The sequence below is a fragment of the Actinophytocola sp. genome, from assembly GCF_035942955.1.
In the GTDB taxonomy this organism is placed as follows: Bacteria; Actinomycetota; Actinomycetes; order Mycobacteriales; family Pseudonocardiaceae; genus DASYTH01.
The window spans coordinates 1-19454 of the sequence record NZ_DASZCQ010000226.1 but is presented as its reverse complement, the minus strand read 5'-3'; the positions used below and the strand labels follow the sequence as shown (position 1 = coordinate 19454).

Sequence of the window (19454 nt, the reverse complement as noted above, 5' to 3'; positions counted from 1 at the left end):
GCCCGCGGCCGTGGCCGCGGGCGCCGCCGCGCGGGAAGCCGGGTTCGAGGGCCGGATCCTGATGATCGCCGAGGAGCCGGAGACGCCCTACCGGCGGCCGCCGCTGTCCAAGGAGTACCTCGCGGGCGAGCTGGACGCGGCGGCGCTGCCGGTTCGGTCGAGCGAGTTCCTCGACGAGCACGGGATCGAGCTGATGCTCGGCACCCGGGTGGTGCGGATCGACGAGCGGGCCGGCGAGGTCGTGCTCGGCGACGGGGGCCGGATCGCCTACGGCAAGCTGGTCCTCGCCACGGGCGGCCGGCCGCGCCGGCTGCCCGGGGTCGAGCACGAGCGGGTGGTGTACCTGCGCACGGTCGCCGACGCCGACCTGCTCGCCAAGCGGCTGCGGCGCGGCACGCCGCTCGCGGTGCTCGGCGCGGGGTTCATCGGCTGCGAGGTCGCCGCGTGCGCCCGCAAACTGGGCGTCGAGGTGACGCTGCTGGAGATGGCCGACGTCCCGCTGCAGCGGGTCCTCGGCGACCGGTTCGGCGCGATCATCGGCGACGTCCACCGCGACGCCGGGGTCGACCTGCGCACCGGCGAGCGGGTGGAGTCGGTCACGCCGACCGGGGACGGGCTGCTGGTCACCACCGACCGTGGCCGGATCGAGTGCGGCCTGCTGCTGGTGGCCACCGGGCTACTGCCCAATGTGGAGCTCGCCGAGGGCACCGGCATCCGGTGCGCCAACGGTATCCTGGTCGACGAGCACTGCCGCACCTCGGCGCCCGACGTGTTCGCCGCCGGTGACGTCGCCGCGCACCTGCATCCGTTGCACAACGGGCACATCCGGGTGGAACACTACGACAACGCGCTCAAGCAGGGCGCCGTGGCCGGCCGCAACCTCGTCGCGCCCGACCCGCAACCGTACGCCGAACCGCACTGGTTCTGGTCCGATGTGTACGAACACAACCTCCAGGTTCTCGGCCTGCCCCAGCCGGACGCCGAGGTCGTCGTCCGCGGCTCGCTCGACGATCGCCGCTTCTCCGCCTGGACCCTGACCCGCGACGGCACCATCGCCGCGGTGCTCACCATGAACCGCGCCAAGGACATCGTCGCCGCCAAACGCCTGATGGCCCGCCGCACCCCCGTCACCCCCGACGCCCTCCGCGACGAGTCCACCGACCTCCGCCAGCTCAGCCGCACCTGACCGGCCCCGGGCAAAGGCCGGCACACTCAGCTGGGCCCGCCTTGTCTGAACCCCCGTTGGGGGTTGTGACCCGTGGCCGCTGCCGCGCGCTGCGCGCGCGGCAGCGCGCGGCGCGGCCACAGCCCACCGCGACGATCCGGGCCGGCCGGCCCCGCGACGCCGGAACCCGTGGCGCGAGTCGCCACCACAATGCCTCAACCACGCGCCAATTGCGCCGAAACCGCCCGGCAGCAAGGTATCCCCGCGCGGCAGCCGAGCAAGATCGCCGTGGAAGCGACGGTTCCTCGGCTCCTCGGCCATGCCACGCACCACCTGATCCGGCAGGGCGGCCTCCGCCAGCCGAGCCGCTCCCGACCAGCCCCGTGCAAGGCCCGGCACATTCCGCTGGGCCGCCTCGCCTGACCCGATCGCGGTTGTGAGCCCGTGGCCGCGCCGCGCGCAGCGCGCGTAACGCGGCGCGGCCACAGCCCACCGCGACGATCCGGGCCGGCCGGCCGCGCGACGCCGGATCCCGTGGCGGGGGTCGTTGCCACAACGCCAACCGGGTCGAAGGGTGGCCGGGCAGCTAGGTTCCGCGGACGCGGCGGATGGTGTCGCGGTACCAATGGGCGCTGTGTTTGAGGGTTCGTCGTTGGGTTTCGTAGTCGACGCGGATCAGGCCGAATCGTTTGGCGTAGCCGTAGGACCATTCGAAGTTGTCCAGGAGGGACCAGACGAAGTAGCCGCGTACGTCGGCGCCGGTTTGGCGGGCTCTGGCTACGGCGGCGATGTGGGAGGCGAGGTAGGCGGCGCGTTCGTCGTCCTGGACGAAGCCGGACTCGTCCGGGATGTCGTGGAACGCCGCGCCGCTCTCGGTGACCACCATCGGCATTCCGGGGTAGTCGCGGCCGAGCCGGACGAGCAGCTCGGTGAGCCCGTCCGGGATGATCTCCCAGTCCATCGCGGTCACCGGCCGGCCGAGGCGCACGTCCCGGGCGACCGGGATCCCGGCGTCGTCCACGGAGCGGCCCAAGTCGTCCACACCGGACACTCGGGAGCTGAAGTAATAGTTGACGCCGAGCCAGTCGAACGGCGTGGAGATCGTCTCGAGGTCGCCGTCGCGGATCGGCAGGCGTACCCCGCGGGCCTCGAGGTCGTCGACCACGTCGGCGGGATACCGCCCGTGCCGCAACGGGTCGAGGTAGATCCGGGCGCCGAGGCCGTCGGCTCGCCGGGCGGCGTCGCGGTCGAGCGGGCTGTCCGTGGCGGGCGCCACCACGCTGGGGTTGAGCGTGATGCCCAGCCGGACCTGGCGGCTCGCGGAGGGGGGTGGGCCTTGCGCCCCTGCGGCCCGCAGGGCGGAAGGGGGCGGGGTAGACACTGCGCGCATCCGTTGCGTGGCAAGGCCGTGCCCGAGCAGCAGGTGATGGATCGCGGCGATGGCGGCCGGGAATTCGCGCCGGCCGGGCGCCTGCTTGCCGTGGTAGTAGCCGAGCATCGCCGAGCACAGCGGCTCGTTGAGCGTCGACCAGCACTCGACCCGGTCGCGCAGCCGCTCGAACACCAGCATGGCGTAGTCGGCGAACCGGTGAGCGGTGTCACGCTCCGGCCAGCCGCCCGCATCCTCCAGCTCCTGCGGCAGATCCCAGTGGTAGAGCGTCACCCACGGTTCGATGCCGCTGCCGATCAGCTCGTCCACCAGCCGGTCGTAGAAGCCGATGCCGGCCGGGTTGACCGGCCCCCGGCCGCCGGGCTGGACCCGCGGCCAGGCGACCGAGAAGCGGTAGGAGTCGATGCCGAGCTCCCGCATCAGGGCCACGTCCTGCGGCATCCGGTGGTAGTGGTCGCAGGCGACGTCCCCGGTGTCCCCCCCGTCGATGGCGCCCGGCACCCGGCAGAACGTGTCCCAGATGGACGGTCCGCGGCCGTCCTCGGCCACGGCGCCCTCGATCTGGTAGGCGGCCGTCGCCGCTCCCCACCGGAAGGTCGATGGCAGGCTCGCGATCAGGTCGAGCTCCTCCGCGGTGCCGACCCGCGCCGTCGTCGTTTCCACCATCGATCCTCCGGTTCCGTTGTGGACAGTCAGGCCTGAACGTCGTGCAGCCAGCACGCCACCGTCCGGTCCGCGCCGCGACCGGCCGGCGTGGAGAGCACCGGAACCTCGGTGGCGCACGGGTCGAAGGCGTGCGGGCAGCGTGGATGGAACGCGCACCCGGTCGGCATGGCCCGCAGATCGGGTGGCGAGCCGGGAATGCCGGTCAGCTCGCGGCGCGGTCCGTGCAGGGCGGGGAACGAGCGCAGCAGGCCGTCGCTGTACGGGTGCAGGCAGTCCCGGTACAGCTCGGTGCTCGGGGCGGCCTCGACGATCCGGCCGCCGTACATGATCGCGATCCGGTCGGCGAACTCCACCAGCAGCGACAGGTCGTGCGTGATGAACAGGACGGAGAAACCGATCCGCTCGCGTAGCTCGACCAGCTGCGCCAGGATCTGCCGCTGCATCACGACGTCCAGCGCGGTGGTCGGCTCGTCGAGCACCACCACCCGCGGCTCGAGGGCCAGCGCCATGGCGATCATCACGCGCTGGCGCATGCCGCCGGAGAGCTGGTGCGGGTAGCTGTCCAGCCGGTCGGCGGTGATCCCGACCAGCTCGAGCAGCTCGCGGGCGCGGGCCCGGCGCCGGGCGGCGGTGCTCCCCGGCCGGTGCGCGGCGATCGCGTCACCCAGCTGCGCCGCCACGGTGTGCACCGGGTTGAGCGAGTTCATCGCGCCCTGGAACACGATCGCCACCTCGGCCCAGCGCAGCCGGCGCAGCCCCGCGGGGGACAGCGACAGGATGTCCACCGGCTCGGCGGCGGCCGGGTGGTAGGTGACCACACCGCGACGGATCACCCCGGGCGGCGGCAGCAGCCGCAGCATCCCGTAGGCCAATGTGGACTTTCCGCTGCCGCTCTCCCCCGCCAGGCCGAGCACCTCGCCGCGGTGCAGGGTGAGGCTGACGTCGCGGACCGCGCGCACCGCGTGCTCACCCACCCCGTAGTCGACGCACAGGTCGCCGATCTCCAACACCGGTTGGCCGGTCACGCCAGCACCTCGCAAGCTCGGTGCTGGTAACCCTGTCGCCTCGTCCCTCGGCGACAGGGCAGTGTTCGATGGTTCGCTCCGCAAGCTCCGCTCACCGCTCCTCCTCCCGCAGCACCGGGGTGAACCCCACCCGCATGCCGGGCACGGTGACGCTGCGCAGCCGCGGGTTGACGAACTCGTCGATGCCGAAGTTGAGCAGCGCCAACGCCGTCCCGAGCACGGCGATGGCCAGGCCGGCCGGAACGAACCACCACCAGGCGCCCTGCGCGAGCGCCTGCTGGCTCTGCGCCCAGAACAGGATCGTGCCCCAGTTCCACTCGGACACGCCGGAGACGCCGATGAACGCCAGGGCGATCTCGGACAGCACCGCGAACACCACGGTGTCGACGAACCGGGCGGCGATCACCGCGGTCAGGTTGGGCAGCAGCTCGAAGCCGATGATCCGCCAGGTCGGCTCCCCGGTGGCCCTGGCCGCCTCGACATAGTCCCGCTGGCGCAGCGACAGCGTCTGCGCGCGCAGCACCCTGGCGCTCCACGGCCACGCGGTGGCGCCGATCACCAGGGCGATGGTCAGGTCGTCGGTCTCGGTCAGGATCGACGCGATGATGATCACCAGCAGCAGCACCGGGATGACCAGGAACACGTTGGACAGCGCGGAAAGGATCTCCCCGACGACGCCGGTGAGATACCCGGACGTCACACCGATCAGCACGGCGAGCACGGTGGCCACCACCCCGGCCAGCAGCCCGACCACGATCACGCTGCGGGTGCCGACCAGCAGCTGGCTGAGGATGTCCTGACCGAGATGGGTGGTGCCCAGCCAGTGTGCCGCCGACGGCCCGGCCACCAGATCGTTGCCGCGCGCGGACGGGTCGTACGGCGCGATCCACGGGCCGATCACCGCCAGCAGGCCGAAGCAGGCCAGGACCGCCAGCCCGGTCGCCGCCTTCCAATTGGCCAGGAACCGCAGCCGCCGCCGGCCGCGGCCGGGTGGCGCGGCGGGCGGCAGGCTCGCCGCCGGATCCGGCACGATCGGCGTGAGGTCCGCGGTCGGCAGGGCCACGGTCAACCCTCCCTGCGGGTACGGGGATCAAGCAGCAGGTAGACCAGGTCGGCGAGCAGGTTGGCGGCCAGCACGGACAGCGTGACGATCAGGAAGATGCCCTGCAGCAACGGGTAGTCCTTCGCCCCGACCGCTTGGAACAGCTGGAATCCCACGCCCGGGTAGGAGAACACGATCTCCACCAGCAGCGTGCCGCCGACGATCAGCCCGAGCTGCAGCGCGAAGCCGGAGACGTTGGGCAGCAGGGCGTTGCGGGCCGCGTAGCTGAGCATCACCCGCCGCTCGGGCAGCCCCTTGGCGTGCGCCACGGTGATGTAGTCCTCCGCGGACACCGTCACCATCATGTTGCGCATGCTCAACACCCAGCCGGCCATCGAGGTGACCAGGATGGTCGCGGCGGGCAGCAGCGTGTGGTGGATCGCGCTGCCGATGAACTCCCAGTCCCAGGCGGGGACCACGCCGGGATCGAACCCGCCGGAGGCCGGGAACGCCCCGCCCTGCCCGGCAAGCAGCGTGATGGCGATCAGGCCGAGCCAGAAGTACGGGATCGACGCGAGGAACGTGGTCACCGGCAGGATCAGCTCCACCCACGAGCCGCGCCGCCAGCCGGCCAGCACACCGAGCCCGGTGCCGAGCAGGAAGCTGAGCACGGTGGTGAACCCCACAAGCGCGAGTGTCCACGGCAGACTGTCGCCGATCACCGCGGCGACCGGCGTGGGGAAGAACGTGAACGACAGGCCCAGATCCCCACTCAGCAGCTGGCCGAGGTACTCGACGTACTGCCGGAGGAACGACTTCTCCTCGTCCAGTCCGAACAGGATGTACAGCGACCGGATCGCGTCGGTGTCCAGCTGCCCCTGGGCCCGGCTGATCAGCGACAGCACCGGGTCGCCGGGCATCATCCGGGGCAGTAGGAAGTTGATCGTCACCGCCGCCCACGCAGTGAACAGGTAGAAAGCCAGCCGGCGCAACAGGAAGCTCACGTGTCCCCCCGGTACAGCCAGCAGGCCGCCCAGTGGCCGGCCCGGTCACCGACGTCAAGCCGGGGCGGCACCCGCTCGCGGCACACCGACATCACATGCGGGCAGCGCGGGTGGAACCGGCAGCCGGCGGGCGGGTCGATCAGGCTCGGCGGCTCGCCACCGGCCGGCTCGGCGGGAGCGGCGGCCGGCCGCCCGGCGATCGTGTCCGGGTCGGGTGCGGAGGCGATCAGCAACCGGGTGTACGGGTGCGCGGCGTGCTGCGTGACCGTCTCGCCGTCGCCGCCCTCCACCACCCGGCCGGCGTACATCACGAGCACCTCGTCGGCGAAGTAGCGGGCCGACGCGATGTCGTGGGTGATGTACAGGATCGCCAGGTTCAGCCGGTCCTTGAGGTCCCGCAACAGGTTGAGCACGCCGAGCCGGATCGAGACGTCCAACATGGACACCGGCTCGTCGGCGAGCAGCACCTCGGGCCCGGCCGCCAGCGCCCTGGCGATGGCCACCCGCTGGCGCTGCCCGCCGGACAGCTCGTGCGGGAACTTGTCCAGGAACCGCTCGGGCGGGGCGAGCTGGACCCGTTCGAGCAGCTCGGCCGCCGCCGATCCGGCCCGCCCGTGCAGCCGCAGCGCGCGGGTGAGGTGGTAGCGCACGGTGTGCGCCGGGTTGAGCGAGGCGAACGGATCCTGGAAGACCAGCTGCACCCGGCCGCAGTAGGCACGGAACCGCCGTCCACTCCGGACGGTCATCGGCTTTCCGTGCAGCCGCACGGTTCCGGCCGTGCGACCGTAGAGCTGGGCGAGCAGCCGGGCGACGGTCGACTTGCCGGAGCCGGACTCGCCGACCATGGCGGTCACCCGGCCCCGGCGCAGCTCGAGATCGACGTCGTCCACCGCGTGCACGCTGCGCCGCCGGCCGGCCAGCAGGTCCCGCGCCCGGCGGCGGACCGGGAAGTGCTTGGTCAGGCCGGCCGCGGCCAGCACGACCTCACTCATACCCCACCTCCCCACCCGCGTGTTGGCCTCTGGCGTCGCCGTGTTGGCGCCTGGCGTCGCCGTGTTGGCGTCGTGCGCGGCCAACACACCGACGTGAGCAGCCAACACACCGACGTGAGCGGCAAACACACCGACGTGAGCGGCAAACAAGGCGACGTGAGGCGCCAACACACGGGGTCATGCCGGTCGGAGGCGCAGGATGATGTCCAGGGCGTTGATCAGCGTCGGTTGCGCCGGAGCGTACTGGTTCTGCTCGTCCGGCCAGCCGACCCAGTTCTTCGTGCTGTACTCGCCGCCCGCGTTCGCCGCCGAGGTCACGATCACCGGCATCTGCTCGACCATGATCCGCTGCAGCCTGTGCATGGCGGCGGTGCGCGCAGCCTCGTCGCCGGCGTTGGCGTACTGCTCGAGCGCCGCGGTGGCCTCGGCGTTCTGGAACCGGCCCCAGTTGCCGTTCACGCCGGGCGTGCCGACCGGCTTGTACAGCGCGCCGTCCATGATGGACTGGTAGATGTCGTACGGCGTCGGCCCGGAGTTGGTCCAGTGCATGGACGCCTCGAACTGGCCGGCGTCGATGTTCGTGGTCCAGGCGTCCTGGTTGGCCTTGTCCACGGTGGCCGAGATGCCGATCGCCGACAGGTTGTCCTTGATGATCTCCAGGTCGGTGATGTAGTCGGACCAGCCGGCCGGGTTGGACAGTGTGATCGACACCGGCTTGCCGGTCGGGTCCACCAGCGTGGCGCCGTCGAACCGGAACCCGGCGCCGGTGAGCTCCTTCTTCGCGCCCTCGACGTCGACCTTCCAGGTCCTGCCCTTGAACTCCGGAGCGATGAACTGCTCGCCGGCCGGTGTCGGGATGCCGGTGACGTTGTCCACCTTGGGGTAGAAGTAGCCGGCCTCGCCCTGGTGGAAGATGTCGTCGCGGTTGATCACCATGGCCATCGCCCTGCGCAGCGCCGGGTTGTCGAACGGCGGGTTCTGGGTGTTGAGGAACAGGCCGTGGATCGCCAGCACCCCGGGGAACCAGAGCTTGTGATGCTCCGGATCCTTGTCGATGTAGACGGCCTTGTAGTTCGGGATGAACACGAAGCTCCACTCCGCCGTGCCGTTGGCCAGCGCGGTGGTCTGCGCGTTGTTGTCGGTGTACGAGGTGTACCGGATCTCCTTGACCTTGGGCAGCTCCTGCCAGTACCGGTCGCGCAGGCTCACCGTGACGGTCTGCGGGGTGAACGACTTGAGCGTGTAGGGGCCGGTGCCGACCGGCTGCTTCACCAGATCGGTCGCCGGGTCGGCCATCTTCGACCACTGATGCTGCGGCACCACGAACGTGGTCAGGATCTTGACCTGGTTGACGAACTGGGGCTTGGGGAAGGTCAGCGTGACCTGGTTGCCGCTGTGCCTGATGTCCCCGTACGGTATCGCGTCGACGTTGAGCGCGGGCGTCTTCTTCAGCAGCTCGAAGGTGTACGCCACGTCGGCGGCGGTCATCGGCTGGCCGTCGGACCACGTCACGTTGTCCCGCACGGTGAGCGTGAGGGTGCGGTAGTCGCCGGACCACTCCCATTTGGTGGCCAGCCACGGCTTGCCGGGATCGGTGGGCCGGACCACGTTGGTCATCACCAGCGGCTCGTAGATCACCCGGCGGTAGCCGAGCGAGCTCGCCGCCGACGAGCTCAGGAACGGGTTGTGGTTCTCGGTCTGCGGCCCGTTTGGCATTCCGACGTTGAGCACGCCGGTGCCCTCTGCGGCCGGCGAGCTCCCGCCTCCGCTGCCGCATCCGGCGAGCCCGGCGACGGCCAGCGCGGCCGCGGCGGCCAGCGCGACGGAACGTGTGATCCTCATCGATCTGCTCCTCATGGGTAGCTCACCAGATAGCTGACCTGGTTGGCCTGGTTGGCCGTCGCCCCGGAGTCGTTGATGACCCGGTTGATCGTCCCGACGCCGCCGAGTGACACCGTGACCAGGTCGTGGAACCGAACGCCCGCGGTGTTGGGCACCTCGAACCCACGACTGGCCACAATGGACGGATTGACGTTGAAGAAGCAGTAGGCGCCGACGCCCCACGCCTCGTGGCTGGTGACCGAGTTGGCCACCTTGTAGGCCGCCCAGCCCAGGTTCCCGCCGCCACTGCTCCACGAGGCCTGGTTCGGCGGGTCGTAGGGCAGCTCGTTCTGGAAGAAGTAGGTCCGCCCGCCGTTGCCGTTCCAGAGCACGTTGTACTGCTGGTAGTGCTCGACGAACAAGCCGTACGCGATCACGTTGTTGCCGTTGACCACGAAGCCGTTCGCCGCGGTGTTCACCGTCCAGCCCACCCCGGCGCCGTGGTCGGCCCGCCAGATCCAGGTGTGGTCCACGAGCACGTCGTTGCTGTTGATCCGCAGGCTGACCGTGGCCCGGCCGGCCCCGGCCCCGCCGACCCGCAGGAACACGTCGTGCAGCGACGTCGGGTTGGCGGCGTGGCTCGCCGACGACCCGGCCGGCCCAATCTCCAGCAGCACCGGCGAGTTCGTCGGGCCGGCGTCTACCAGCAGCCCGGCCAACTTCACACCGTCCACATCGGACACCGTCATGGCCGGCAGCCCGGTGTCCGGGATCAGCGTGGCCAGCCCGAGGCCGAGGACCACGGTGTCCGGACGGGTCACCCGGATCGTGTCGTCGAGGTGGTAGATGCCCGGCGTGAACAGCAGGTGCCTGCCTTGGGCCAGCGCGGTGTTGATGGTCGACACCGCGGCGCCGGGCCGCACCACGTAGAAGTTCGCCAGCGAGATCGACGTGCCGGCCGGGGCGCCGGAACCCCACGAGGTGCCGCGCGCGTTCTGCCGCAGCGCCGGCACGAACACGTTGTAGCTGCCGGATCCGTCGACGTAGAGAAACGGCTTCTCGCGGACCTTCGGAGTGGTGTCGATGGTCGTGTGCGACGGGTTCGGGAAGTGCTGCGGCGGGGCGCCGGGCGAGCCGACGAACACCATGTTCCACACCGAGCCGTTCCAGCCGCCGTTGAGCTCGCTGTTGCGGGTCAGGAACTGCTGCTGGGAGCCGGAGACGACCACACCGTCCATCCTGGAATCGGCGATCAGGCCTCCGCTGGCCCAGCCGTCGGCGCCGTTCCAGAGCTGGACCTGGCCGGACAGGTGCATCCTGCGGTACGGCGCCGCCTGCGACACCGCCCAGCGCTCGATCTGCCCGGCGGGCAGGTGCACCGAGAGGTTCTCCGCCGCGCGCCAGAAGTTCTGCGTGGCGTTGCCGAGGTTGTTCGGGTCGCTGCCCTGCTGCAGCCAGTCCGCCTCGACCCGCACGTGCCCGTTGATGTTCGTGTTGTCCGGCGACAGGCCGAGCCCGGCCACCTGGGTGTAGAACCGCAGGTCCACATTGGCCGTGTAGGTGCCGGGCCGGAACAGCACGGCGTACCGCTGGGTTCCGAACTGGTTGGTGCGCATCTGGCTGGCGATCGCGTTCAGCCGGCTCTGGATCTCCCCCGCCGGCGTGGCCGGGCCGAACACGAACGTGTTGGGGCCGAAGTCGGGGTTGCGCGGATCCGTCGGCGGGACGGTGCTCCCGCCGTCGTCGGTGTTCACCGAGAGCTCCCAGAGCGAGTAACCCCACTGGGTGGCCCGTACCGTGCCGTTCATCCGCACGAACCGGCCGGTTCCCGACACGTCGAGCGTCTGGTTGCCGCCGGCGCCGGTGGTCGTCGAGAAGATCGTCGTCCACGGGCCGGTCGCGCTGCCGGACACCTGGATCTGGAACGACCGGGCGTAGGCGGCCTCCCAGTTCAACCCGACCCGGCAGATCTGTTGCGTGGCACCGAGATCCACCTGCAGCCACTGCGGATCGCTGAACGCGCTCGACCAGCGGGTGGATGCGGACCCGTCGACCGCGGCGCTCGCCGGGGTGCCGGCGTGCTCGACGGACGACGCGGTGGCCGGCCGGTTCAGCGCGGCGTTGGCCGTGCCGCAGGCCGCGACGGACTGTCCTTGTGCGACGGGAAGGTTGAGCGCGGCGACGGTGCCGAGCACGGTCACCGCGGACACCGCGAGCGCGGTGAGACGGTGGAGTTTCATGATCTGCGCCTGTTCGGGGGTGCGGCGGGGAGCGGCGGGTGCGGGCGCGCGGCATCGACCCCGCGACCGGGGTGTCCGCATGATCGATCAAGGGGTTCGGCAGGGATCTCGTAACCGGTTCCGGAACCGGTTACGGGGTATTTAACTCAGCTACGCGGGGACCGTCAAGCGGGCGCGGAGTCCCTGATCACCAAGGAGGTCGGCACGATCTTGGGCTGGTCCGGCGGCGGCTCGCCGGCCAGGTTCGCCAGCAGCATGGACGCCGCCGCCTCGCCCATCTCCCGGGACGGCTGGCGAACCGTGGTCAGCGATGGCTGGGTGTGCGCGGCCACCGCGATGTCGTCGAAGCCGACCACCGCCACCTCCCCCGGCACCGGCCGGCCGGCCGCGCGCAGCCCGTCGAGCACGCCGACGGCCATCAGGTCGTTGTGCGCGAACACGCCGTCGAACGCGATCCCGGTCGCGACGAGGTCCCGGATCCCGGCGAGCCCGGCCTCGCGGGTGAAGTCACCCTCAATCATCAGGCGGTCGTCGAACCGGATCCCGGCCTCGTCGAGCGTGGCGCAGAAGCCGTCCACCCTGGCGCGGGTGCAACCGAACTGGCTCGGCCCGGTGATCATCGCCAGCCGCCTGCGGCCGGTGGCCAGCAGGTGCCCGGCGGCGTCCGCGGCGCCCTCGTAGTTGCTGGTGGCCACGGACGGAAAACCCGGGTGGTGGCCCCGGTCGTCGATCATGACCACGGGCAGCCCGGACTCGTGCAGCCGGGTGATGTAGTCCAGCGTGTTCGGCGGCTCGACCAGCAGTAGGCCGTCGAACGCGTTGGCCGACACGTGCTTGGCGAACTGGGTGAGCGACTCGGCGCCCCGGTTCATCGTGTTGAGCAGCAGGCCGTAGCCCCGGGCCTCGAGCACGTCGGCGACCCCCTGCAGCACGTCGCCCATCCACGGCCAGGTCAGGCCGGGCACCAGCATGCCCACCGTCTGGGTGCGACCCTTGGCCAGCCCGACCGCCCTTGCGCTCGGCGTGTACCCGGTCGCCGCGATCACCTCGCGCACCCGGATCGCCGTCGCCGCGTCCACGTCACCCTTGTTGTTGAGCACCCGCGACACGGTCGCCTTGCTCACCCGGGCCCGGCGGGCGACCTCGGCGATGGTGACGCGCATCTTCCCGCCCTCACAAAAGTCCCGGCAGCGCCGCCAGCATACCTACCGCGTCAGCCGGCAAGCAGATTCCGCACGGCCCGCGCGCAGCCCCAGGACAGGCTGACCCCCATGCCGCCGTGGCCGTAGTTGTGGACGCACCGGGCGCCATCGACGGGCTCCTCGTCCAGGCGCGGACGGGTCCGCTGTGGACGCAGCCCGACCCGGTGCTCGATCACCCGCGCCCCGGCCAGCCGCGGCTCGATCGCCGCGCACCTGGCCACGATGCCCTCGGCGATCGCGGGATCCGGCTCGAGACTCCAGTCGTGCGGGATCGCCACACCGCCGAGCACCACGTGATCACCATGGGGAATGTAGCCGGCCCACTGCGGCGCCAGCCCCGCCGCGATGTAGAACTCGTCGATTCCCGGGTTCTCCACCACGACGTGCTGGCCCCGCACGGGATGCAGGTCCGTGTCGCCGGCCAGCTCCACCGCCCCGACCCCGGTGCAGTTGACCACGACCGGCGCACGGGCGGCCGCCTCGGCCAGCGTCGCCACCCGGCGCCGCTCGATCTCGACGCCGGCGTCGGCCAGCCGTCTGGTCAGATAGTCGAGATATACCGGCATGTTCACCACCGGAACCGTGGTCCACAGCCCGACGAGCATGCCCTCCGGCAGCTCGTCCGGCTCGCACACCCGCAGCTCCGGCAGCTCGTCGACCCACGGCGGCAACTCCGCCGACAGGTCCGACACCTCGCGGCCGCGGCACAGCCGCACGCCGCTCGACGGCTCCGAGGCGAGCGCGGTCAGCTCGTCCCGGGTGACCAGGCTCCAGCCGAATCCTGGCTCGGTGAAGTCCGGCCCCCACAACGCGCCCGCCGCGACCGAGGTGGTGGCCGGCGGAAGGTCGGCGGCCCACAACCGGATCCGCGCGCCCGCCTCGGCCAGGCACACCGCGGTGGTCAGGCCGATCACGCCCGCACCGAGGACCAGAACGTCGTCGCCGTTTCGCATCACGGCCGATTATGTGCGGTGGCCGCCGGGGCCGCTCGCCGGGCCGGTGATCCCCCGTAGGTGACTACGCCTCCGCGCGGCGCATCGCCGACACTCGTGCCGCGGTGGTGCCCCGGTCCCACAGCAGCGTGGTCAGATCCAGTCCCGGGATGGCGCCGGCGTGCCGCATCGCAAGGGTGTACATCTGGGCGACATCCGGTCCATTGGTCCAGACGACGCGGTGCCGGTGAAGGCCGCGGTCGTAGTAGATCCGGACCACCGTGCCGGACACCCCGGTCAGCAGGCTGGCCAGCCGCCGGGCACTGCGCGCGTGTTTGCTCATAGCAGATCCCTACCGCTGATGCGTGATCGCACTATCACTCAGCGTAAGAGACATGGCGAACGCGAGAAAGCGCCCAACCGGGCGAAGTTGCATCTCCACCGTCGCCGTCCGTTGAGGATATTCGCTGAAATCGCCCGTGCGGTCGGCCTTCCGGCAATTCTCTTGAGCGCTCGACGCTGAGAGTAATGAGATTCAGTGAAGTTCAGAACACGATCCTAAAGGTTGCGTCCTGTTTGTCCACAGTAGACGAGCTGGCCGAGATGGAGTCGATCCTGAGCACGTTGTTGGCGTGCCGGAGGTAGCGGTCCGGAAAGTTGAACGAGCGGAAGGAGGTCCAGGTCGAGCCGGCCCAGCCGGCGACCGGGTAGAAGGTGGCGTCGGCCCGGAAGACGGCGGTGTTGTCGTTCGGGTTGAGCACGACGGCGAAGTTGAAGTGCCGCAGGTAGCGATCCGGGAAGTTGACCGACTGGAACGAGACGCCGGCCGGGTCGGCCAGGCCGGGCACGATCCGCCACTGCTGGTCGGGGTACGGGTCGAACGGGTACACGTCGATCCTGGCCACGTTGTTGGCGTGCCGCACGTAGCGGTCCGGGAAGTTGTACGACTTGAGCCGGTTCCAGGTCGGCGTTCCCCAGCGGGCCACCAGGTTCGACATCTCGGTGGCGGTGATCGGCTGGATCGAGGCGTGCTTGGAGCTCAGCGGCTGGTTGTAGTCGCGGCGGTTCATCGCGGTCCACGCGTTGCCGTTGACGTTGGTGGACTGGAAGGCGTTGAACTTGCCGTTCACCGGGCTGAACGAGTCGACCCACAGGTACCACTGGTTCTGGTCGATGGTCTTGACCACGATCGGCGCCTCGGTGCCCTGCCCGCCGATCGCGCTGGTGTAGGTGCCGCCGTTGAAGCTGGCCGGGTTGAGCGAGGACGACCGCGCCCCGCGGATCGTGCCGTCGGCGAGGTTCTTGTAGTACAGGTAGTGCGTGCCGCCGTTGCTGTGCATGGTGGCGTCCAGCACGTTGAAGCCGGGGTCGAAGTAAACCTGCGGCGCGCCGACCGTGACGAAGTCGGTGGTGTAGTTGACCATTGTCACGTCGCGGACCCCGTTGTGCGCCGAGTAGGTGATGCCGTACTGGCCGCGGCCGGGATCCCAGAACGCCTCCGGCGCCCAGGTGTGCGTGTTCATCGTGTGCATCCGCAGCCGCCGGTAGCCGGTGAAGGCCCGCAGGTCCACCGAGTCCCACACGTGGATGAACTGGTTGTTCTGAGTGAAGTCGGTGCCGTTGAGGTCGGTCGCCAGGATCACGAAGGTGCCGTCCTGCTTGCGCACGATGAACGGGTCGCGCAGCCCCATGGTCCCCTGGGTCGGGGTGACCACCGGGTCGTTCCGGTTCAGCGGCGTCCAGTTCAGCGAGTCCGAGCTGACCGCGAGGTGCAGGCCGTAGTTGTTGGCGGTGCGTTGCGGCGACTCGGTGAAGTACGCCATGACGTATCCGGAGTAGACGGCCGCGGACGCCACCTCGGGCCGGGCCACGAGCACGTTGGTCACCAGCAGCAGCCCCAAGAGCGGGGCGAGCACGCGACGGGTCATGATCGGCTCCATTGCTGGCTGGTCGCGCCGGTGCAGGTGGCGATGACCATCGGGGTGTTGTTGGCGGTGCCGCCGCCGCTGGGCGCCAGGCACAGGTTGGACTGCAGACCGACGATCGTGCCGTTGGCGTTGAGCGTCCATTTCTGGTTGTTGCCGCCGTTGCAGTCCCAGATGCTGACCGCGGATCCCGGCGTGGTGGCCTGGTTGAGCACGTCGAGGCACTTGGTGTCGTAGACGCGCAGCTCCCCGGCGGCGGTGCTGGTCCAGCGCTGGTTCCCGCCGCCGTTGCAGTCCCAGATGATCAGCTGGGCGCCGTTGGCCTGGCTCTGCCCGCTGACGTCCATGCACCGTCCCGCTGCGACGTTCCGAAGTGGACTTGTCGTGCTCGGCGGCGGAGTCTGGCCGGTGATCGTGAGATTGTCGAACTGGGCATGGTAGTTCCACCCCGAGGCGAAGCCGATCTGTCCGAAGGGGAAGGTGGCGTCGGTGACCGTGCCGACCGTTGTCCCGTCGATCCGGGCGCTGATCGAGTTGCCGTTGAACGCCAAGGCGATCGTGTGCCAGGTGTTGGTGCCCAGCGCGCCGGTCGTGCCGCTGGCCAGCGTGGTCACCTGCGCGGAGGTGTTGGTGCGGCGGATGGACCAGGCGCCGGTGTTGCTGACCCGCAGCCGGTAGGAGTTCAGCCCGGGCGGGTTGAACGGCGCCTGCGTGCCGACCCGGCCGAGCAGTTCGACGTAGCCGGCGGACTCCAGCAGCACGTCCGTGGACACCGTGTACGTGGCCCAGTTGGTGTCGCCGAGCAGCGTGTACGCGTCGGACAGCGTGGCCCAGGTGATCGGCGCGCGCGGGGCCATCTGCCGCACGCAGCGGCCGGCCCGGCCGGCGGCGCAGTTGGTGATCTCGAACGAGCCCTGCAGGTCGGCCAGGTACCTGGCCTCGCTCCCGAGCGCGTAGGAGTCGTAGTTGTCGCTGTACGGCAGGGCGAACGAGGCCTGAGCCGGGCCGCTCGCGGCGCCCTTTCCGCCGCCCGTGGTGGTGGTCAGCGTGTAGAGGCGGCCGGGCTGCAGGGTGATCGTGTAGGTCGAGCCGGACGGGGTGAGGTCGGCGCCGCGGACCAGAGAGTCGTTGGGGTTGCCCGAGCTCAGGTTGGTCGACCAGACCCGGACGGCGCCGGTGGCGAGGCCGCCGGTGACGGTGAACGTGAACTGCTCGGCGGCGGTCGCCTGGGTGGTCTCGATGACCGTGCTCCACTGGTTGGTGCTGTTCGACCGCAGCGTCACGTAGCTGCCGACGTTGCGGTTGCCGGACAGGTACCCGCTCGCGGAGTCGAGGTAGCGCCAGCCGGGGGCGGTGAACTGGGTGGTGTGCGCCATGACCCAGGCGTTGCGGCCGACGGAGTAGTTGCCCGACCACGGCTGCGGCGCGAGCGCGACGCCCATGGTGGGGAACGGCAGGTTGGGGTACACCGCCGCGATGACCGGCCAGTTGATGTACGCGGTCATCCGCCCGTCGATGTAGTCGCGGTTGATGCCGCGGGCCAGCGCCTGAGCGCCGGCGTTGTAGTCGTCGGAACCGTTCTCGCTGGCCCACAACGGTTTTCCGGTGGCCAGCGCGTTGGCCGAGCTGGGGCAGTTGGTCTGGGCGCTGCGGTACCCGCACACGTAGTGCACCCCGAGCACGTCGACGGCGGTGCGGAACGCGCTGTTGGCCAGCACGTCGTCGGCGACCGTCCAGCCCGCCCCGATGTCGTCCGACGCGACGATCTTGACGTTGCCGAACCCGTTGGCGTCCAACGCGTTGTTGAGGCTGACGTACCAGTTCAGGTCGCGGCCGCGCTCGTTCCAGCCGCCAAGGTAGTCGATGGTCAGCCCGTGGGCGTCGCGCGCACAGGTCAGCCAGGCGATCAGGTAGTTGATCATGTCGGTGGACCAGAAGTTGCCGTTGCCGATCCACCCCGGCGCGCCCCAGGATAGGCCGGCCAGCCTGATGTTGGGGTTGCGCGCCTTCGCCTGCTCCATCAGCCACCACTCGTAGCCCCGGTTGCAGTTCAGGTCACCGGCCGAATGCTTGTGGCTCGGCTCGGCGCCGCTTGTGGAGTAGGTGTCCCCGCCGACCTCCACCTTGAGGATCTGCATGGCGGCGCCGAAGTTCGGCCGGAACAGGTAGTCCAGGATCTGGGTGCGCTGCGGCTCCGGATAGTCGATGAGCAACCGGCTGTTCCCGCCGCCGCCGCTCACCGCCCCGACGCCGTCGAACGTGCGCCCGGCCGCGGCACCGTCGATGGTGATCGTGGTCGCCGCCTCGGCGACCGGGACGGTGCTCCCCGCGGCCACCAGCAGCAGGCCCACCGCGAGCGTGGTGATCCGCCGACGCATAGCGCCTCCCACGTTCGATATTTCGAACAAGGTTCGAAACTACAGTAATCGGCCGAACGCGGAACGCGACACCGCCGATCGGCGGCACTGGTCCGCCCGCGCCCCATGAGCGGACATGAGGCCGTCTGAACTAGGGGGTGGCGAGGTGGGAGCGCAGGACATCGGACAGTTCGGTGCGCTCGACGCAGTTCTCGAACCGGAAGGACGCCGCGAGCGCCGCGGCCTCGTCCGGCCCGGCACCGGCGAATGCCCGTGCGAAGCGTTCGACGAGGGGCTCGGCCAGCAGGATGTGGCGGACCAGGGTGGCGACGAACTTGCCGCGGCCCCACGGATAGGGGTCGAAGTCGGGGAACTCCCGGTCGAACAGCTCGTCGATGGGGTCGAGGATCGACCGGACGCCCGCGTCGGAGCCGCCCCACGAGTCGACCCCGAGCCGGCGCTTGACGTCCAGCACGTCGGCGATCCTGGTCAGGTACGGGCTGTCCCCGCGGGTGAACACCATGCCCTGCAGCCCGATGTCCTTGTACGTCCACAGTGACCAGCCCGCGCCGTGCTCGCGGTAGATCTCCAACTGGTCGTTGAGCAGCTCGAGCCGCCAGCGCTGCAGCGGGACGCCGGTCGGGTAGACCGGGCCGAACTCCCCGATCCAGATCGGCGTCCGGGTGCGCCGCATGTACTCGGTCCGGCGCAGGAACGTCTGCTCCACCACCGAGCGGTCGAAGTGCTCGCCGCGGGTCACGCCGGGATAGGTTGCGCCCTCGGCGATCCCGGGCAGCGCGTAGTCGTGCGCGGCGTAGACGGCGTTGGGCAGCGGCTCGGCGAACGCGGTGAAGTCCGTTGCGTACCGGTTGCCGTCGAGGAACAGGATGTGCCGCGGGTCGACGGCCCGGATCGCGCGCTCCAACCGCTGGTAGAACGGGCCGATGCGCTGATTGCTCGCGTCGGCCGGCTCGTTGACCGGGTTGTAGCCGGCCACCTCGGGCCGGTCGCGGTAGCGGTCCGCGATGGCCTCCCACAACCGGACCGCGCGATCCTGGAACTGCCGGTGCGTCCAGAACGACGCGACGTGCGTCGGGTTGTCGCAGTGCCAGCCGTGGTTCTGGTAGCCGGGCAGGGCGTGCAGGTCGATGATCGACCAGAGGCCGTGCGCGGCAAGGACGTCGATCACCCGGTCCAGCTCGGCGAAGCCGCTGTCCTTGAGCTCGAACGGGTGGTCGTCGTCCTCGAAGTGCCGGTAGTTCACCGGGATGCGCACCGAGTTGAGCCCGAGCGAGGCCAGGTGGGCCGCGTCGGGCTCGGCGAAGAACCCGCGGAGGAACTCGGTGAAGAAGCTGTCGTAGGCCTCGTCACCAAGGGTCGACCGCAGCGCGGCGCGCATTCGCTGCTCCGTCCCCGGAAAGCCGGTGATGAAGTTCTCCATGTTCATCCAGCCGCCGAGACCGACGCCGTGGAGGGTGACCACGGCGCCGTGCTCGTCGACGATCCGGGCGCCGTCGACGCGGAGCCAGGGCAGGGTCGTCATGGCGTCTCCTCGAGAGCGGTAACCGGTTCATCATCCCGATGGCGCGGTTCTTCCGCACCATCGGCGCGAGCCGACCGGGGCCGCCACCATCGACGGCGCCGGCCCGCCCGCTGCTGATGCAAACCCCCTTCGCGGTCGTGAGGTTGTGGT

General features: G+C 70.3%; 14 protein-coding genes. 1 reads left to right on the top strand and 13 read right to left on the bottom strand.

Annotated elements, in window-relative coordinates; genetic code table 11:
• Window positions 1-1186: FAD-dependent oxidoreductase (locus VGX25_RS23345; protein WP_326920018.1), on the top strand; the 1186-nt coding region annotated here is incomplete at its 5' end.
• 565 nt (window positions 1187-1751) lie between these two features.
• On the opposite strand, the gene VGX25_RS23340 is transcribed toward VGX25_RS23345, so the two are convergent.
• The 13 genes from VGX25_RS23340 to VGX25_RS23280 all read right to left on the bottom strand — a co-directional run bounded on the left by VGX25_RS23340 (window position 1752) and on the right by VGX25_RS23280 (window position 19304).
• Window positions 1752-3221 carry a GH1 family beta-glucosidase gene (locus VGX25_RS23340; RefSeq protein ID WP_326920017.1) on the bottom strand — a complete coding sequence of 490 codons (1470 nt, stop codon included), beginning with the start codon at window positions 3219-3221 and terminating at the stop codon, window positions 1752-1754.
• Between the two features lie 26 nt (window positions 3222-3247).
• Entirely contained in the window at window positions 3248-4246 is a 999-nt protein-coding gene (locus VGX25_RS23335; RefSeq protein WP_326920016.1) for an ABC transporter ATP-binding protein, read from the bottom strand.
• 91 nt (window positions 4247-4337) lie between these two features.
• The gene (locus VGX25_RS23330; RefSeq protein ID WP_326920015.1) at window positions 4338-5309 is read right to left on the bottom strand and encodes an ABC transporter permease; all 972 of its coding nucleotides are present in this window, start codon (window positions 5307-5309) and stop codon (window positions 4338-4340) included.
• Window positions 5310-5311: 2 nt separating this feature from the next.
• Window positions 5312-6292: an ABC transporter permease gene (locus tag VGX25_RS23325; RefSeq protein ID WP_326920014.1), complete on the bottom strand. Its 981-nt coding sequence runs from the start codon at window positions 6290-6292 to the stop codon at window positions 5312-5314.
• Window positions 6289-7284 (bottom strand): ABC transporter ATP-binding protein, encoded by a 996-nt coding sequence (locus VGX25_RS23320; RefSeq protein ID WP_326920013.1) that lies wholly within the window; start codon window positions 7282-7284, stop codon window positions 6289-6291. Before VGX25_RS23320 ends, VGX25_RS23325 begins: the two co-directional genes overlap by 4 nt.
• Window positions 7285-7461: 177 nt before the next feature.
• Window positions 7462-9126, bottom strand: a complete 1665-nt coding sequence (locus VGX25_RS23315; protein WP_326920012.1) for an ABC transporter substrate-binding protein — start codon at window positions 9124-9126, stop codon at window positions 7462-7464.
• Window positions 9127-9137: 11 nt separating this feature from the next.
• Window positions 9138-11345 carry a discoidin domain-containing protein gene (locus VGX25_RS23310; RefSeq protein WP_326920011.1) on the bottom strand — a complete coding sequence of 736 codons (2208 nt, stop codon included), beginning with the start codon at window positions 11343-11345 and terminating at the stop codon, window positions 9138-9140.
• A gap of 164 nt (window positions 11346-11509) precedes the next feature.
• A complete protein-coding gene (locus VGX25_RS23305; RefSeq protein WP_326920010.1) occupies window positions 11510-12508 on the bottom strand; it encodes a LacI family DNA-binding transcriptional regulator in 999 nt (332 codons plus the stop codon).
• A 50-nt stretch (window positions 12509-12558) separates the two neighbouring features.
• On the bottom strand, window positions 12559-13500 hold the full coding sequence (locus VGX25_RS23300) for an FAD-dependent oxidoreductase (protein WP_326920009.1): 942 nt from the start codon (window positions 13498-13500) through the stop codon (window positions 12559-12561).
• A gap of 64 nt (window positions 13501-13564) precedes the next feature.
• Complete coding sequence (locus VGX25_RS23295) at window positions 13565-13822, bottom strand: hypothetical protein (protein WP_326920008.1); 258 nt, start codon at window positions 13820-13822, stop codon at window positions 13565-13567.
• Window positions 13823-14024: 202 nt separating this feature from the next.
• Window positions 14025-15407: a glycoside hydrolase family 43 protein gene (locus VGX25_RS23290; RefSeq protein ID WP_326920007.1), complete on the bottom strand. Its 1383-nt coding sequence runs from the start codon at window positions 15405-15407 to the stop codon at window positions 14025-14027.
• Window positions 15404-17782, bottom strand: coding sequence for a ricin-type beta-trefoil lectin domain protein (locus tag VGX25_RS23285; protein ID WP_326920006.1), 2379 nt, complete (start codon window positions 17780-17782; stop codon window positions 15404-15406). Before VGX25_RS23285 ends, VGX25_RS23290 begins: the two co-directional genes overlap by 4 nt.
• Before the next feature lie 130 nt (window positions 17783-17912).
• A complete protein-coding gene (locus tag VGX25_RS23280) occupies window positions 17913-19304 on the bottom strand; it encodes a glycoside hydrolase family 5 protein (protein WP_326920005.1) in 1392 nt (463 codons plus the stop codon).
• Between the last annotated feature and the right edge of the window lie 150 nt (window positions 19305-19454).

Bases quoted from the DNA above. Each gene is read 5' to 3' on its own strand.
- VGX25_RS23340 (WP_326920017.1), bottom strand. From the start codon at position 3,221: ATGGTGGAAACGACGACGGCGCGGGTCGGCACCGCGGAGGAGCTCGAC.
- VGX25_RS23320 (WP_326920013.1), bottom strand. From the start codon at position 7,284: ATGAGTGAGGTCGTGCTGGCCGCGGCCGGCCTGACCAAGCACTTCCCG.
- VGX25_RS23315 (WP_326920012.1), bottom strand. From the start codon at position 9,126: ATGAGGATCACACGTTCCGTCGCGCTGGCCGCCGCGGCCGCGCTGGCC.
- VGX25_RS23310 (WP_326920011.1), bottom strand. From the start codon at position 11,345: ATGAAACTCCACCGTCTCACCGCGCTCGCGGTGTCCGCGGTGACCGTG.
- VGX25_RS23305 (WP_326920010.1), bottom strand. From the start codon at position 12,508: ATGCGCGTCACCATCGCCGAGGTCGCCCGCCGGGCCCGGGTGAGCAAG.
- VGX25_RS23300 (WP_326920009.1), bottom strand. From the start codon at position 13,500: ATGCGAAACGGCGACGACGTTCTGGTCCTCGGTGCGGGCGTGATCGGC.
- VGX25_RS23295 (WP_326920008.1), bottom strand. From the start codon at position 13,822: ATGAGCAAACACGCGCGCAGTGCCCGGCGGCTGGCCAGCCTGCTGACC.
- VGX25_RS23290 (WP_326920007.1), bottom strand. From the start codon at position 15,407: ATGACCCGTCGCGTGCTCGCCCCGCTCTTGGGGCTGCTGCTGGTGACC.
- VGX25_RS23285 (WP_326920006.1), bottom strand. From the start codon at position 17,782: ATGCGTCGGCGGATCACCACGCTCGCGGTGGGCCTGCTGCTGGTGGCC.
- VGX25_RS23280 (WP_326920005.1), bottom strand. From the start codon at position 19,304: ATGACGACCCTGCCCTGGCTCCGCGTCGACGGCGCCCGGATCGTCGAC.